Raw genomic sequence first — 14,629 nt, 5'->3', positions numbered from 1 at the left:
GCAGCAACCCAGCGACGTAACAAGCTAACGTCGATTGAGAAGTGTCGAGCGACCTTTCGATAGCCATCAACGTCATTCAGATAGGTCTGGACGGCTGTGTGTTTGAACTGCGCTGAATACTTACCCATGGAAAACACCCCAAAGTCTGACTAGGTGTCCAACTTTTGGGGTGCAGTTCAGCGATGTGGGACCGGCTTTAGCCGGGAAGGCTGCATTTCTGACGACAGAGATGTATTTGAACGTCCCGGCCTTTTCCCGGCTAAAGCCGGTCCCACGAATGGATTGTTCAATCCTGATCCAGCAAAACCGGTCCATTACCCTGTTCCCCCAACTTGTCCCCCCAATTGCGCAACGGGCAGGCTTGCATCGACAGGCAGCCGCAGCCGATGCAGCCGGTGAGCTGATCACGCAGGTCTGTCAGGCGGGCGATGCGCTCGTCGAGTTCTTCTTTCCACTGGGCCGACAATTTATTCCAGTCAGCCGCCGTCGGCGTGCGCTTTTCCGGCAGTGTTTGCAACGCGGCATGAATACTGGCCAGTGGGATACCCAGGCGCTGGGCGACTTTGATCAGGGCCACTCGCCGCAGCATTTCTCTGGGGTAGCGGCGTTGATTGCCCGCATTACGCTGGCTGCTGATCAACCCCTTGGTTTCATAAAAGTGCAGGGCAGTGACCGCAACCCCACTGCGGGCCGCCAGTTGGCCGACGGTCAGTTGTTTACTGGCAGGGCCAGACTTTTTGCTGGTTGTCATAAGTGACTGCTTGACCTCTAGTTAAGTAGAGGTTTTACCCTTCGAGGCCTCGGTTGGCAACACCGTGTTGTCACGGCAAACACAATCCCCTTTATGGGCTGCTTACACCACGCTGTCGCACAGTAGACAAGAGATCTGTAGGAGCGCACGAGCACCGCGAGGCCGCGATGGCGTCCTGCCTGATACACCGCCATCGCTGCCTCGCGGTGCTCGTGAGCTCCTACAAAAAATCTCAAAAAATCAGGTAGTCATATTTTTTTGACGGGAGGCTGTCATGCAGTCAGCAGAAGAGAATCCACGCTTCAACCAGCTCATTGAATTCACCGTAACTCCCGCTCAACAGTCTAGCCTGATGACGGCATTAACAGAGCAGTTCGAGCGCTATACCTGCACCTATCCCGGATTTATCAGCGCCAGCGTTCAGGCCAGCGATGATGGCTGCCGTGTGCTCGGTCAGACCCTCTGGCAATCACGGCGAGCCAGCGAAGAGGCGTTGCTCAATGCCGAGGCGAATGAGCAGGATTTTATCGCACTGCTGCGTCGGCATCAGGTCAGCGCAGTGACCTTCAATACCTGGCAGGTCACTCGGACCATCCCGGCCAGGAGCTGACAGGCACAGCACTGTTCAGACCGAAACCTGCATCACCCGGTCACCCTGCAAGTTTTCACCGGGCCGCCGCTTGTTCACCGCCAGTTCGCCAATCTTGATCAGTCGGGTACGAGTGACGTTGCGGGTCAAACCCAGTAGCGCAGCGGTGTGGACCTGGTTGCAGTGACTGAAACGGTAAGCCGCCCGCAGCAATGCGTCTTCGACTTTTTCATGCAGCGCGCCAGCCTGTTCCTCGAACAGTTTATGGAAAGCCCGCTCCAGTAACGCGTCGACAGATTCGTCGATTGCGGGTTGATCGTCCTGGCGCTCGATACGCAGATTGGTCAGACGCAGGTCATCACGTTGAATCAATCCGTCACGACAGATCAGCAGCGTGTGATGAATGACGTTTTCCAGCTCGCGAATGTTTCCGGGCCAGCTATAGTTTTGCAGCTTGCGCTCGGCTTCGGCAGTAATCCGGATCGGCCCATATCCCAGGCGCTGGCTGTAGGCGTCGATGAAGTGCCTGACCAACGGCAGGATATCGCCGGGACGTTCGCGCAACGGTTGCAGTTCGAGGTTCACCACATCCAGGCGGTAATACAGATCCTCGCGGAAATGCCCGGCATTGATTGCCTTTTCCAGCTGCACGTTGGTTGCCGCCAGTACCCTGACATTGATGGGAATACTTTTGCGCGAACCCAGCCGCACCACTTCGCGCTCCTGTAGCACGCGCAGCAGTTTGACCTGAATCGGCATGGGCAGATCGCCGATTTCATCGAGAAACAGCGTGCCGCCATTGGCCTCTTCGAACCATCCCGCCTTGGCGTTCAAGGCACCGGTGAAGGCACCTTTCTCGTGGCCGAACAGCTCGGCTTCCACCAGTGACTCGGCAAATGCCCCGCAATTGACTGCAACGAACGGCTGGTTACGACGTTCGCTGAGGTTATGAATGTGCCGCGCAACCAACTCCTTGCCGGTGCCGGTTTCGCCAATGATCAATACGCTGGCATCGCTGGGCGCTATCTGCTTGAGGTGGGCCAGCAAGGCTTTTGATTTCGGATCTTCGAACACCTGAGCCGTGGCGCGGATTGAAGTCGCCAGTGCGGGGTTCGGCGGTAGGGTCAGTAGCTGCATGGGGCTCACTTGTTTTTTGTTGGAGTCGACATTTACCTGTAGGAGCCAACTTGTTGGCGAGGCATTGGACCTGATTGCTCAGAAGCTCCGTCCCTCTAACACGTTGGCGTCTACTGAAACCTGACTCCTACTTCTGCGGCGGCAAATCGTTGGCAATCATTTCCCCGAACGGTCCGGTCAGGTTGGTGATGCCACGCCCGGCCAGGCTGCGATACGGCTCAGGCAGCAACGGGAAGACCAGTTCGGCGAAGCGATAGGCCTCTTCCAGATGCGGGTAGCCGGAGAAGATGAAGCTCTCGATACCCAGGTCGGCATATTCCTTGATGCGTGCGGCGACCTCCTGCGGGTTACCCACCAATGCAGTACCGGCGCCACCCCGAACCAGACCCACGCCTGCCCACAGGTTTGGCGCAATTTCCAGATTGTCCCGGCGGCCGTCGTGCAAGGCCGCCATGCGGCGCTGGCCTTCAGAGTCAAAGCGCGAGAAGGACTTCTGTGCCGCCGCGATGGTTTCGTCGCTGATGTGCTCGATCAGGGTGCTGGCTGCTTTCCACGCCTCTTCACTGGTTTCGCGGACAATAACGTGCAGGCGAATACCGAATTTCACCGTGCGACCTTTGCGTGCCGCACGCTCTCGAACATCGGCGAGTTTTTCTGCGACGGCGGCGGGCGGCTCGCCCCAGGTCAGGTAAACATCCACCTGATCAGCCGCCAGTTCATGCGCGGCTTCGGACGAGCCCCCGAAGTACAACGGCGGATAAGGTTTCTGAATCGGCGGATACAGCGCCTTGGCGTTCTGCACGCGCAGATGCTTGCCTTCGAAATCCACGGATTCGCCTTGCAATACACGGCGCCAGATCTGCAGAAATTCATCGCTCACTTCATAGCGTTCGCTGTGATCAAGGAAACTGCCGTCACCGCGATTTTCATCAGGGTCACCGCCAGTGACAACGTTGATCAACAAACGGCCGCCAGACAGACGATCCAGGGTTGCCGCCATGCGCGCCGAAACGGTAGGTGAAATGATGCCCGGACGAATCGCCACCAGATACTTCAGTTTTTCGGTCAACGGCACCAGCGCCGAGGCAATCACCCAGGAGTCTTCGCATGAACGACCCGTCGGGATCAGTACGCCGTGGTAGCCCAGATCGTCTGCCGCTTGAGCCACCTGTTTTAGGTAGTTCAAGGTCACCGGGCGAGCACCTTTGGTGGTACCCAGAAAATGACCGTCGCCGTGAGTCGGAAGAAACCAGAAAACATCCATGACAGAACCCTTGAGCCGCAAGCGGCGCTGATGTGTTGGTTGGCTGTTGCTCAGCCAGCAGTAGGTGGCTAGTTATAAAGGGTTGGATTTATTCCTCAAAAGAACGGATATCCATATTTTTATATCGTTTTAGAATATAAAATTTATTTGCAGATACTTGTCACTCAATGAGGTTAATCAAAAAACCGATGAGGTTGACAGTTTGGCAACGGGCATTTAAGGTTGCCAAAAAGTCAACAGGGATGATGGATGAGGGTTTTCAAAAAAATTGCGTTTGATGAGGCTTCGAGGCGGTATCCCAACGATGCAGCGAACCTTGATGCGACTTATCGCTTGCTCAGCCGTTCAGTGGCCTATACCTCTAGCGAGCTCAGAACTACATTCAATACACTGGATCGCTTCACCCATAGAAATGGCTGGTACGTGATCGATATCGGCGGCAACAATTTGCGTTTGATTGCTGCTATTGAATTCAGCAAGCAACTGGTTTTTGTGAAGCACATCTACACGCATGCCGAATACACCAAGGCCAACAAGTGGTACCAAAAACAGAAGACGGGGATCCGACCATGAGTCCTGTATTAGCCGAACGAACCGTAGATAAAACAGCCATTCGCGAATTGGCGCAGCGTATGGAAACACTTCGTCTGGACATGGATCGTCTGGGCGCGCATTTCATGCACCACATCGATTCCCCCGAAGACTATCAGCAGGCGTTAAAGGTCATTGATGAGCTTACGGACGGCCAGGAACTGACGTCTGTTGAAAATAATCTGCTCGAGACTCTCTGTGACACTGTTGAACGTTACGAAAGCAACGCGCCGCAGTTTTCGGCATTCAATGCACGTATAGCCGGATTGACGGAAGTAGATCTGCTCAAGGCATTGATGCTGCAAAATCAATTGACCGGTGCAGACCTTCCGGAAGTTGGCGATAAAAGTGTGGTGTCGCGCATTCTCAGCGGGCAGCGTCGTTTGACCATCGAAATGGTTGCCAGGCTTGCAGCGCGGTTCCATGTCGATCCCGGAGCGTTCGTTCCTCGCATCGCATAAGATCATTTGCTGACTGCGTTGAATAAACCCGCCAAGGCGGGTTTTTTCATACTCCACAACACCCCGTCACTCCCCTCGAAACTTTTGTCCTATCGCCCCGGTCACTTTTAAACACCTCATAAAGGGAATCAGGCGATGGCAAGGGCAATCTGGAAGGGCGCGATCAGTTTCGGGCTGGTGCATATACCCGTTGCGCTGGTTTCGGCGACCTCTTCGCAGGGGGTGGATTTTGACTGGCTGGACAAGCGCAGCATGGATCCAGTGGGTTACAAACGCATCAACAAGGTCACCGGCAAAGAGATGACCAAGGAAAATATCGTCAAGGGTGTGCAATACGAGAAGGGCCGCTATGTAGTCCTCAGCGAAGAGGAGATCCGCGCCGCTCACCCCAAATCGACCCAGACCATTGAAATTTTCGGTTTCGTCGCAGGCGATCAGATCCCGCTGCAAAACATCGAGACACCTTACTACCTGGCCCCTGACAAGCGCGGTGAAAAGGTCTATGCCTTGCTGCGCGAAACCCTCGTGCAAACTAAAAAAGTCGCCCTGGCCAATGTCGTCCTGCATACCCGCCAGCATCTGGCTGCGGTAATGCCGCTGGAGTCGGCCATGGTCCTGGTGTTGTTGCGCTGGCCGTCGGAAGTGCGTGGTCTGGACACGCTGGAACTGACTGACGCGGTCACCGATGTGAAGCTCAATAAAAGCGAACTGGCCATGGCCAAGCGTTTGGTGGAAGACATGAGCGCTGACTGGACGCCGGAGGAATACCGCGACACGTTCCAGGATCAAATCATGGAGCTGGTGGAAACCAAGGCCCGGGAAGGCAAGCTCGAAAGTGTCGAAACCGAGCCGGAGGACACAGATCGTAAAAGCGCCGACGTCATCGACCTCACCGAGCTGCTTAAACGCAGCCTTGCGGGTAAAGGGTCGGTCAGTAAGAAACCGGCAAAACCCGCCGCCAAAAAAGCCGAACCTGCAGAGAAAGCACCGACCAAACGCCGCACACCACCTCGCAAGAAAACCACCAAGGCATCTTGAGGAGTATTGCCTGACGTCGCAGAGGAACATCCATGGCCAAGCAGCCTAGCGAATACGCCCGCAAACGTAATTTTGATATCACCAGTGAACCTGCCGAGGCGCCGGTCAAGGCCAGGAAAGGCAAGGCCGCTCACGCCCTGAGTTTCGTGATCCACAAGCACGATGCGCGCAACCTGCATTACGATTTTCGACTGGAGCTGGATGGCACTCTGAAAAGCTGGGCAGTGCCCAAAGGGCCGAGCCTTGATCCGACCCATAAGCGTCTGGCGGTCCATGTCGAGGATCACCCGCTGGGTTACGGCAGTTTTGAAGGCAGTATTCCCGAAGGTCAATACGGTGCCGGTGATGTGATCGTCTGGGATAGGGGGATCTGGCAGCCCCATGGCGATCCGCAGCAAACGTATAAAGACGGCAAGCTCAAGTTCACACTGGTCGGGGAGAAACTCACCGGTGAATGGGCGCTGGTTCGTACTCACCTCAAGGGCAGTGGCGACAAGGAGCAGTGGTTGCTGATCAAGGAGAAAGACGAGATCGCCAGGCCCGGCGCTGAATACGACATTGTCGCCGATCAGCCGCAAAGCGTGATCAGCGGCAAGTTGGTGGGCAAACCGGCGTCAGGTAAAAAAGCGGCGTCGGCCAAAGCGACGGCGTCTAAAGCTGAACCTGCCAATGCGCAATCTAGAAAGGCAAAAGCTGCAAAGGCCAGCCAGGCCGCAAGCGTGGTCCCTGAAACGCTCGCCCCGCAACTCGCCACGCTGGTGGACGCTCCCCCCAACGGAGAATGGCTTTACGAAATCAAATTCGATGGCTACCGGATCATGACCCGGATTCTTGACGGTGAGGTGCGGTTGTTCAGCCGCAACGGCAATGACTGGACCGACCGTCTGCCGTTGCAGGCCAAGGCGCTGCAATCGCTGGGGCCAAAAGACAGTTGGCTCGACGGCGAAATGGTCATGCTCAACGATGAAGGCCTTCCTGATTTTCAGGCTCTTCAGAACGCTTTTGAAGTCGGCCGCAGCAAAGACGTGGTGTATTTCCTTTTCGATGCACCGTTTATTGAAGGGCAGGATCTGCGGGAAACCCCGGTGGAGGACCGCCGCGCTGCGTTGAAAAAGCTGCTTGGCAAAAGTCGTAGCAAGCTGTTGCGCTTCTCGGATGCGTTCATGTCCCGCCACAAGGATATTGTCGAGAGTGCCAGCGCCATGGGCCTGGAAGGCGTAATTGGCAAACGGGCCGGCAGTCTCTATCTCAGCAAGCGCAACCCGGACTGGATCAAGCTCAAGTGCCGCTTACGCCAGGAGTTCGTCATCGTCGGCTTTACCCAGCCACAGGGCTCCCGCAGCGGCTTTGGTGCATTGTTGCTGGCGGTAAACGGGGACGATGAGGGCTCGGGGCTGGTATATGCCGGTCGAGTCGGCACGGGGTTCTCCGAGCGGACGCTCAAACAAATCAGCGAACGCCTGAAAAAGCTGGAGCGCGATTCGTCGCCGCTGGCAAAAAAACTCACCAGCGCTCAAGGGCGTGGCGTTCACTGGATTGAGCCTGAACTGGTCTGCGAAGCGGAGTTCGCTGAATGGACGCGGGAAGGCATTATTCGGCAAGGGGCCTTCATCGCGCTGCGCAGTGACAAGCCTGCCAGTGAGGTCTTTCATGAGTATCCTCAGGCGGCCAAAAAACTCAAAAAGCCATCTCGATCCAAACCCGCAAAGGCTGAGAAACCTGCGGTTGTGAGCAAAGGCCGGGTAGTGATTGCCGACGTGAGTATCAGCCACCCAGAGCGGGTGATTGATACCGACAGCGGCACGCAGAAAGCCGAGCTCGCCCATTACTATGCAGAGGTTGCCGACTGGATCCTGCCGTATCTGAAAAGTCGCCCGGTGTCCCTGTTGCGCTGCCCGGAGGGTGTGGCAGGCGAGCAGTTCTTCCAGAAGCATTCTGAAAAGCTCGCCATTCCCAACATCAAGCAGCTTGAACCCGAACTGGACCCGGGACATGCACGCCTGATGGAAATCGATACCGTGCAAGCGCTGGTGGGCGCTGCCCAAATGGGCACTATCGAATTGCACACCTGGGGGGCGACCAGTGATCGCATCGAGAGCCCTGACCACTTTGTACTCGACCTTGACCCGGACGACGCGCTGCCATGGCGCAGCATGATCGAAGCCACGCAAATGACACTGGCAGTGCTGGATGAGTTAGGCCTGCAGGCCTTTATCAAAACCAGCGGCGGCAAGGGCATGCACATCATTGTGCCGTTGCAGCGCCAGGCAGACTGGGAAACAGTAAAGGCCTTCGCCAAGGCCATTGCTGAATTCATTGCCCGGCAATTGCCGGAGCGCTTTACCGCGACCATGGGGCCGAAAAACAGGGTGGGGAAGATCTTCATCGATTACCTGCGCAACAGCCGTGGCGCCAGCACCGTGACCGCCTATTCGGTGCGCGCCAGACCTGGATTGCCGGTGTCGGTCCCGGTGGCCCGCGACGAGCTGGAAGGCCTGAAGTCTGCGCAGCAATGGAACATTGGCAACCTGCAGCAGCGCTTGCGCAAGCTTAAGGCGGATCCGTGGAAGGGCTATGCCAATCGCCAGCGGATTACCAAAAAGATGTGGAAACAGTTGGGCGTTGAAAGGCGGTAAGCAGTTCGATTTGATGTGCGGGGAGCCGGGCTTGGTCTGGGCTGCATCCAGATGATCGGGTTTATAAATTATCGCGGGCAAGCCCGGCTCCCACAGATTTCCGCAATTCTGCGGGACCAGCTTTAGCCGGGATGAGGCCCTGACAGACGCTGAATCTTCATCTGCAGAAATACCGCCTTCCCGGCTATAGCCGGTCCTACGTCGTCAATCAGCTTGCAGGCCAACACTGAATCCCCCACCGGGAATCGCACTTTAATTGGATAGTGCGGTGATTTTACTCTCGGGTATTCGCCAGCTCCGCCGGGTAAAAATGGCCTTCCATACCCATGTTTTTCAGCAACTCCCGAACCTTGGCTTCGATGCCGACCACGGTTGCCTGGTCCTCGATGTCATCCACTTTTACCAGCAGGCGGCTGCTGTTCTGGTCGTGAGTGCCTTCGCTGAGCATGTCGTGAGTAAACACCTGCTCCGCGCGCCATAAACACAGCTCGGTGGATCCCCTCAGCCAGATCTCGTTGATTGTTCTAAGGTCAGTGGTAGCTAGTTGATCCGCAGTGATTGTCTTGTCCATGGTCTCGTACCTGTCAGTGAGTCGATACAGGTCTGACGTGCCCTTGTCACTCGTCGTTCAACCTTTCGAAACAGTTGCTGTTGAACCGGTACTCGTCATTTGAGTCGATCACTCAACGGTGCGAGGCAAGACACCAGCAAACAAAGGGGAACTCCATGACGCACCCTGCTGTTTTTACGCGCAGAAAGATACTCACCCTGGCCGCCGGTGCTTCGGCGGTGTTCACGTTCGATTCGGCTGCTGCGCAGCCCAGCCCGCCGACGATATCGTCGCCAACTTCGCCTTCGACCCTGGACACAGGAGCAAACACCATGCAGACCCGAGCCATCCCGTCGAGTAACGAGCCGCTGCCCATGATCGGGCTGGGCACCTACCGCGGTTTCGATGTCGCGACTTCAAGTCCGGCGTACAAGAGTCTCTCGGCAGTGCTCGATGCGCTGTTCGAAAAAGGCGGCACGCTGATCGACAGCTCGCCGATGTATGGCCGTGCCGAGCAAACTACTGGTGAACTGCTGTCGATACATAAACCTCGTTCTCCCGCGTTTCTGGCCACCAAGGTCTGGACCCGAGGTCGTCAGGAGGGGATTCAGCAGATGGAAGAGTCTTTCAAACTGTTGCAGACCGACCGCATTGATCTGATGCAGATTCACAACCTGCTGGACTGGAAAATCCACTTGCCGACGTTGCGTAAATGGAAGGAAGAAGGGCGCATCCGTTATGTCGGCATCACCCATTACACGTCGTCGGCGTATGACGATGTAGAAGCGGTGCTAAAGGCTGAGCAGATGGACTTTCTGCAGATCAACTACGCGCTGGATGATCGCGCCGTCGAGAAACGAATCCTGCCGCTGTGCAGGGAGAAGGGCGTGGCGGTGATCTGCAACCGGCCGTTTGGCGGTGGTGGTTTGCTGGGGCGGTTAAAAGGAAAACCGTTGCCGGGCTGGGCAGCGCAAGTGGGTGTGACCAGTTGGGCGCAACTGGCCCTCAAATTCCTCCTGGCGCATCCGGCGGTTACTTGTGTCATCCCCGGCACCGGGAATCCGAAATACATGCTGGAAAACGCTGGCGCCGGGTTCGGCCCGATGCTGACGGGCGCGCAGCGTGAGCAGTTGATTGATTTGGTTTGAAAATACAGGTGCGGGCTCTGGGATTTTCCTTTGTGGGAGCGGTGCTTGCCCGCGATAAGGCTGGGCGCGATCTTAAGTGAACCGCGTCCAGCCTTATCGCGGGCAAGCACCGCTCCCACAGGGCGATACCATCCCAAATCAACTGCCTCAGCGATTCACCAGCTTCGCGGGCAACGCAATCACCAGAAAGCTGCTCAGGATCAGGCACCCGGCGAAGAACCACATGGCGCCAGCGCTGCTGCCGGTGATGTCGATGGCGATCCCCATCAGCGAGTTGCTGACCAGCCCGGCGATGTTTGCCAGTGAGCACGCCAGTGCGAAACCGGTGGCGGCGGCGCGGCCTTTGAGGAAGGTGGCGGGCAAGCTGAAGAACACCGGCACCGCACCGATGATCGCCGCCGAGGCAATGGCAAAAAGCGCCACCGTCGCCACCAGGTTATGGGTGAAGAAGGTGCTGCTGGCCATGGCTACCGAGCCGATCAGGAACGGCACGATGATGTGCCAGCGACGCTCGCGATAGCGGTCCGAACTGGCACCGATCAGCAACATACCCAGCAACGCTGCAATGCTTGGCAAGGCTGTCAGTACACCGATATGAAACGTATCGACTACACCTGCATTGCGAATAAACGTCGGCATCCAGAAGCCCATGGCGTAGGCGCTGAGCAGGATCGAGAAGTCGATACCGCCGAGCATCCAGACCTTGAGGTTGAAAAAACCGTCGCGGAAGCTGTGCTTGCTGTCTTTGGCTTCAGCCTCATCCAGGCGCAGTTCGCTTTCCAGCAAGGTCCTCTCTTCGGCGTTCATCCATTTGGCTTCATTGTGGTTGTTCGGCAATGCCCAGAACGTGAGGATGCCCAGCGCCACACTCGGAATCGCTTCGAGGATGAACAGCCACTGCCAGCCGCGCAGCCCGGCAGTCTGGTCAAAGTGGCCCATGATCCAGCCGGACAGCGGGCCGCCGATCACACTCGACAGCGGCAGGCCGATCATGAACAGGGCAATGATGCGTCCGCGTCGATACGTGGGAAACCAGGTGGTCAGGTAAAACAGCACCCCAGGCAGAAAACCGGCTTCTGCGGCACCCAGCAGAAAACGCAGGATGTAGAACTGCATGGGCGTGGTGACGAGCATGGTGCAGGCCGACAGCAGACCCCAGGTGATCATGATACGGGCGATCCAGATCTTTGCGCCGACTTTCTCCAGCACCAGGTTGCTTGGCACTTCGAAGAGGATGTAGCCCACGAAGAACAGCCCGGCACCCAGGCCAAACGCGGTTTCGCTGAAGTGCAGCTGGTCGAGCATCTGCAGCTTGGCGAAGCCGATGTTGATCCGGTCCAGATAGGCAGCCAGATAGCAGAAGCACAGGAACGGAATCAGCTTCCAGGTGATCTTGCGATACATCGCTTTGATGGGGTCAGCGATGTCAGTCGCCGTTGTATTCACATTCGCAGAGGGCATGGTGGTCTCCTGGCGGAACCTATCGTTTTTGTTTAGCCGCATGTATCAGGCACTTCGGCAGCGCTGGCATGCGGCTTCCAAAGGCAGTGTCAGAAGACTGGAAAGCGCTCTTTCGAAGCGTCCACCCAGTGGGGTTGGCCGGTGTCGACCTGACCAGAGCTCTGTGGCCTGGTTCTTAACGGCAGTTGCGAGCTTCAAGCTATAAGCTGCAAGAGGCGGTGAGTTCAGCTTTTTTCTTGTAGCTTGGCGCTTGAAGCTTGCAGCTGCTTCATCGCCTCCACCTTGTTAACCACATCCCCATACTTGCTGTCGATATCGAACAGGTTCGCTTCATGGGGAGCGGGGTGGCGGTCGCCAACACATTCGCGGACCACGATGGTCCGGAAACCATGTTGAACCGCATCCACTGCCGTCGCCCGAATGCAGCCGCTGGTGGAGCAACCGGCCAACACCACGGTGTCGATCCCTTGTGCGTGCAGCATCGATGCCAGGCTGGTGCCGAAAAACGAACTGGCGTATTGCTTGCTGATCACCACCTCGTCGGCGTTGGGCAAAACTTCTTCGCAGAATGCGGCCAGCGGGTTGCCTTCCACCATGTCTTTCATGACCGGGGCCTTCTTGACCCAGATACCGCCGTCAGCGAAATGCCCGGCATGGTAGCGGATATTGGTGTGTACCACCGGTATCCCGTGCTGTCTGGCACAGGCCAGTAGTTCGACGCTCTCGGCGACCGCACTGACCACGCCCGGTGCATACAGCGGCGCGCCCGGTTGGGTGTAGCCCTGCATGAAGTCGATCATCAACAAGGCCGGCTTGTTGCCGAAGCCAATACGCTGGCCCCAGACGCCCTGATAGTTGGCATCGGCAGATTGTTGCTCGCTCATATCGTGCACTCCGTTTTCAGTTCCGCTCAAGGCTGCAGGTTCAGGCGATGGTTTCACCGAGGAAGTCACCGAAAGCTGCAAAGAATCCTTCCAGATCATCCCAAGGGATCATGTGCCCGGCGTTCGCGACATGGGCGATGCGCATGCCCGGTTGCAGCTCAAGGATTTCCGCCTCGTCTTCAGCCAGAATCACACCGCCACGGCCCGCGACGATCAGCAGTGCAGGCACCTGCAGCTTTGGCAGGTCCTGATGAAAATCGACTTCGTGAAAGTCATTGAACGCGCGGACGATCGCCGGTTCGTAACAGGTGTGCAGCCATTCGGCGCGCAGTTGCAGTTGCTCATCGGTCCAGGTGGCGCAGAACGCGCGCATGGCCTCGGCGTCCATTCCCGACTGCGCCTGGCGAATCGAGTCTACGTACCACGGCAGTTTTGACGGGTATTCGCGGCGGCCGGGGCCAGAGACGGGCGGGTCAATCAATACCAGCTTTTGCAGGCCTTGAGGTTGGCGCACAGCGCTGCGGGCGATAAACCGTGCGCCCATGGAATGGCCGACCAGGTGATAGGCGCCGAGGTCCATGGCCGCAGCAAACGCCGCGATGTCATCGGCGCAGGTGTCGACGCTGTAATCCAGCTCCGGCCCGGTGGAGGAGAGCCCGCGCCCGCGAGCGTCCAGCACGTAGGTATCGAAGTGCTGACCCAGCCGTTCGGCAACAAAGCCCCAGGTGATCGCCGGGCTGGTGATACCCGGGATCAGAATCAGCGCGGGCTTGTTGTTGTGGGCCGGCCCGCCGTAGCGCAAGTAATGTTGACGGATACCGTTGGCCTGGACGTTGCCGCCGTAAATAAAAGTACTCACGCTGGCACCGCCGATTTCAGTTCGTGACCATACAGGTCGTAGCCGAATACCCAGGCCGGATCTTCCTGGGTGCGCAGCCAGGTGTTGGCGTTGGAGACGGCCTGAACACGTGAAGCGCGATCCTTGCGGGCGGTTTCGTAAAGGTCGAATGCAGTGCTGTAATCGCTCAGACCGGTGGCTTGCAGGCAGCGGGTCAACATCGCGGCGTCCTCAATCGCCATGCCTGCGCCCTGGGCCATGTGCGGCTTCATGGGGTGGCAGGCGTCGCCCAGCAGCACCATGCGCCCGCGACTCCAGATTGGCAGCGGATTGCGATTGAGCAGTGGCCATTTGGTCACTGTTTCGCTGGACTCGATCAACGCCTGCACGGTGGGGTGGTAACCGGCAAACGCTTCGTACATTTCCTCGCGGCTGCTGTCGATCCAGTTGCCCTCGAACTCCCACGCTGGATGAGGCACGCCGGTGACGTAGTAGTACTCATCGCGTTTACCCGTGGTGTGGTAAACCATCATGTGCCGGTCGGCACTCCACCATTTCACACAGTTTTCGAAATCCAGGTTGTATTTGCTCAGCACGTGATTGGGAATCAGCGCCCGATGCGCTACCCAGCCGCTGTACAGCGGTGCTTCCTGACCGAGCAACTCTTCACGAATTTTCGAATTGATGCCGTCGGCACCGATCACGATGTCCGCCTCTGCGGTACTCCCGTCGGTGAAGCTCAGGCGCACGCCACTGGCAGTTTCCTCCAGGGTGCTCAGGCACTTGCTGAAGTGCACGCTGCCGGGTGCAATGCTCGACATCTGCAAGGCATGCAGGTCGCCGCGATGCACGGTGATGTAGGCCGCGCCGTATTCCTTGCGAGCGAACTCACCCAGCGGAATACGTGACATGTAATCGCCGCTGGCACCGTCACGGCTGAACCAGAAATCAGGGTGCGAGCCCATGTCGCTGAGTTGCTGTTCGATGCCCATGCGGCGAAAGATTTTCATGATGTTCGGACCCATATGGATCCCTGCACCGATCCGCGAGAACTCCGGCGCCTGCTCGTAGATGTCGACTTTGAAGCCCGCCTGCTGCAATAGCGTGGCGGCTGCTGCCCCACCCAGACCTGCACCGACGATGGCTATTTTTTGCGTATCTGGCATGGGCTGTTTCCTTCGTAACGGAGTCTTTGACGGTCGGGAGGTGATGGCCGTCCCGAGGTGTTTTTAAAGTGTATACGCTCTTTTTTTATGATTGGAATAGCTTTGTCGAAAAAAT

At 57.3% G+C, this 14,629-nt stretch carries 15 protein-coding genes; 6 read left to right on the top strand and 9 right to left on the bottom strand.

Going from position 1 to position 14,629, the window contains the following annotated elements; translation table 11 throughout:
- Both CKW31_RS29715 and soxR read right to left on the bottom strand, forming a co-directional pair.
- Positions 1–128, bottom strand: a 128-nt coding sequence (locus tag CKW31_RS29715; RefSeq protein WP_141230203.1) for a transposase, incomplete at its 3' end; no start/stop codon positions are given.
- Positions 129–286: 158 nt separating this feature from the next.
- Positions 287–751, bottom strand: a complete 465-nt coding sequence (soxR, locus tag CKW31_RS28880; RefSeq protein WP_095102566.1) for a redox-sensitive transcriptional activator SoxR — start codon at positions 749–751, stop codon at positions 287–289.
- Between the two features lie 274 nt (positions 752–1,025).
- Here soxR and CKW31_RS28875 point away from each other — a divergent pair, with 274 nt between their 5' ends.
- A complete protein-coding gene (locus CKW31_RS28875) occupies positions 1,026–1,361 on the top strand; it encodes an antibiotic biosynthesis monooxygenase (protein ID WP_095102563.1) in 336 nt (111 codons plus the stop codon).
- A 15-nt stretch (positions 1,362–1,376) separates the two neighbouring features.
- Here the strand turns inward: CKW31_RS28875 and CKW31_RS28870 are convergent, their stop codons facing one another.
- Entirely contained in the window at positions 1,377–2,477 is a 1,101-nt protein-coding gene (locus tag CKW31_RS28870) for a sigma-54-dependent Fis family transcriptional regulator (RefSeq protein WP_095102561.1), read from the bottom strand.
- A gap of 127 nt (positions 2,478–2,604) precedes the next feature.
- Positions 2,605–3,741, bottom strand: coding sequence for an FMNH2-dependent alkanesulfonate monooxygenase (gene ssuD, locus CKW31_RS28865; RefSeq protein ID WP_095102558.1), 1,137 nt, complete (start codon positions 3,739–3,741; stop codon positions 2,605–2,607).
- A 249-nt stretch (positions 3,742–3,990) separates the two neighbouring features.
- On the opposite strand from ssuD, the gene CKW31_RS28860 reads away from it, so the two are divergent.
- From CKW31_RS28860 to ligD, 4 genes are all read left to right on the top strand, one after another.
- Positions 3,991–4,314 carry a type II toxin-antitoxin system HigB family toxin gene (locus CKW31_RS28860; protein ID WP_095102555.1) on the top strand — a complete coding sequence of 108 codons (324 nt, stop codon included), beginning with the start codon at positions 3,991–3,993 and terminating at the stop codon, positions 4,312–4,314.
- Positions 4,311–4,793 (top strand): type II toxin-antitoxin system HigA family antitoxin, encoded by a 483-nt coding sequence (locus CKW31_RS28855; protein WP_095102552.1) that lies wholly within the window; start codon positions 4,311–4,313, stop codon positions 4,791–4,793. The genes CKW31_RS28860 and CKW31_RS28855 overlap by 4 nt, the downstream gene beginning before the upstream one ends.
- Before the next feature lie 135 nt (positions 4,794–4,928).
- Positions 4,929–5,831, top strand: coding sequence for a Ku protein (locus tag CKW31_RS28850; protein ID WP_095102550.1), 903 nt, complete (start codon positions 4,929–4,931; stop codon positions 5,829–5,831).
- A 32-nt stretch (positions 5,832–5,863) separates the two neighbouring features.
- Positions 5,864–8,467, top strand: a complete 2,604-nt coding sequence (gene ligD, locus CKW31_RS28845; RefSeq protein ID WP_095102547.1) for a DNA ligase D — start codon at positions 5,864–5,866, stop codon at positions 8,465–8,467.
- Positions 8,468–8,741: 274 nt separating this feature from the next.
- Here the strand turns inward: ligD and CKW31_RS28840 are convergent, their stop codons facing one another.
- A complete protein-coding gene (locus CKW31_RS28840; protein ID WP_095102544.1) occupies positions 8,742–9,038 on the bottom strand; it encodes a hypothetical protein in 297 nt (98 codons plus the stop codon).
- Between the two features lie 155 nt (positions 9,039–9,193).
- On the opposite strand from CKW31_RS28840, the gene CKW31_RS28835 reads away from it, so the two are divergent.
- Positions 9,194–10,165, top strand: a complete 972-nt coding sequence (locus tag CKW31_RS28835; protein WP_095102541.1) for an aldo/keto reductase — start codon at positions 9,194–9,196, stop codon at positions 10,163–10,165.
- 147 nt (positions 10,166–10,312) lie between these two features.
- Here the strand turns inward: CKW31_RS28835 and CKW31_RS28830 are convergent, their stop codons facing one another.
- From CKW31_RS28830 to CKW31_RS28815, 4 genes are all read right to left on the bottom strand, one after another.
- Complete coding sequence (locus CKW31_RS28830; RefSeq protein WP_095102538.1) at positions 10,313–11,626, bottom strand: MFS transporter; 1,314 nt, start codon at positions 11,624–11,626, stop codon at positions 10,313–10,315.
- A 224-nt stretch (positions 11,627–11,850) separates the two neighbouring features.
- Entirely contained in the window at positions 11,851–12,510 is a 660-nt protein-coding gene (locus CKW31_RS28825) for an N-carbamoylsarcosine amidohydrolase (protein WP_095102535.1), read from the bottom strand.
- Positions 12,511–12,550: 40 nt separating this feature from the next.
- Positions 12,551–13,369 carry an alpha/beta fold hydrolase gene (locus CKW31_RS28820; RefSeq protein ID WP_095102533.1) on the bottom strand — a complete coding sequence of 273 codons (819 nt, stop codon included), beginning with the start codon at positions 13,367–13,369 and terminating at the stop codon, positions 12,551–12,553.
- The gene (locus CKW31_RS28815) at positions 13,366–14,514 is read right to left on the bottom strand and encodes an FAD-dependent monooxygenase (RefSeq protein ID WP_095102530.1); all 1,149 of its coding nucleotides are present in this window, start codon (positions 14,512–14,514) and stop codon (positions 13,366–13,368) included. The genes CKW31_RS28820 and CKW31_RS28815 overlap by 4 nt, the downstream gene beginning before the upstream one ends.
- Positions 14,515–14,629 lie beyond the last annotated feature (115 nt).

It is taken from the genome of Pseudomonas sp. Irchel 3A5 (assembly GCF_900187575.1).
GTDB classification, from domain to species: domain Bacteria; phylum Pseudomonadota; class Gammaproteobacteria; order Pseudomonadales; family Pseudomonadaceae; genus Aquipseudomonas; species Aquipseudomonas folii.
This window is presented reverse-complemented; position numbering and strand designations above follow the sequence as displayed.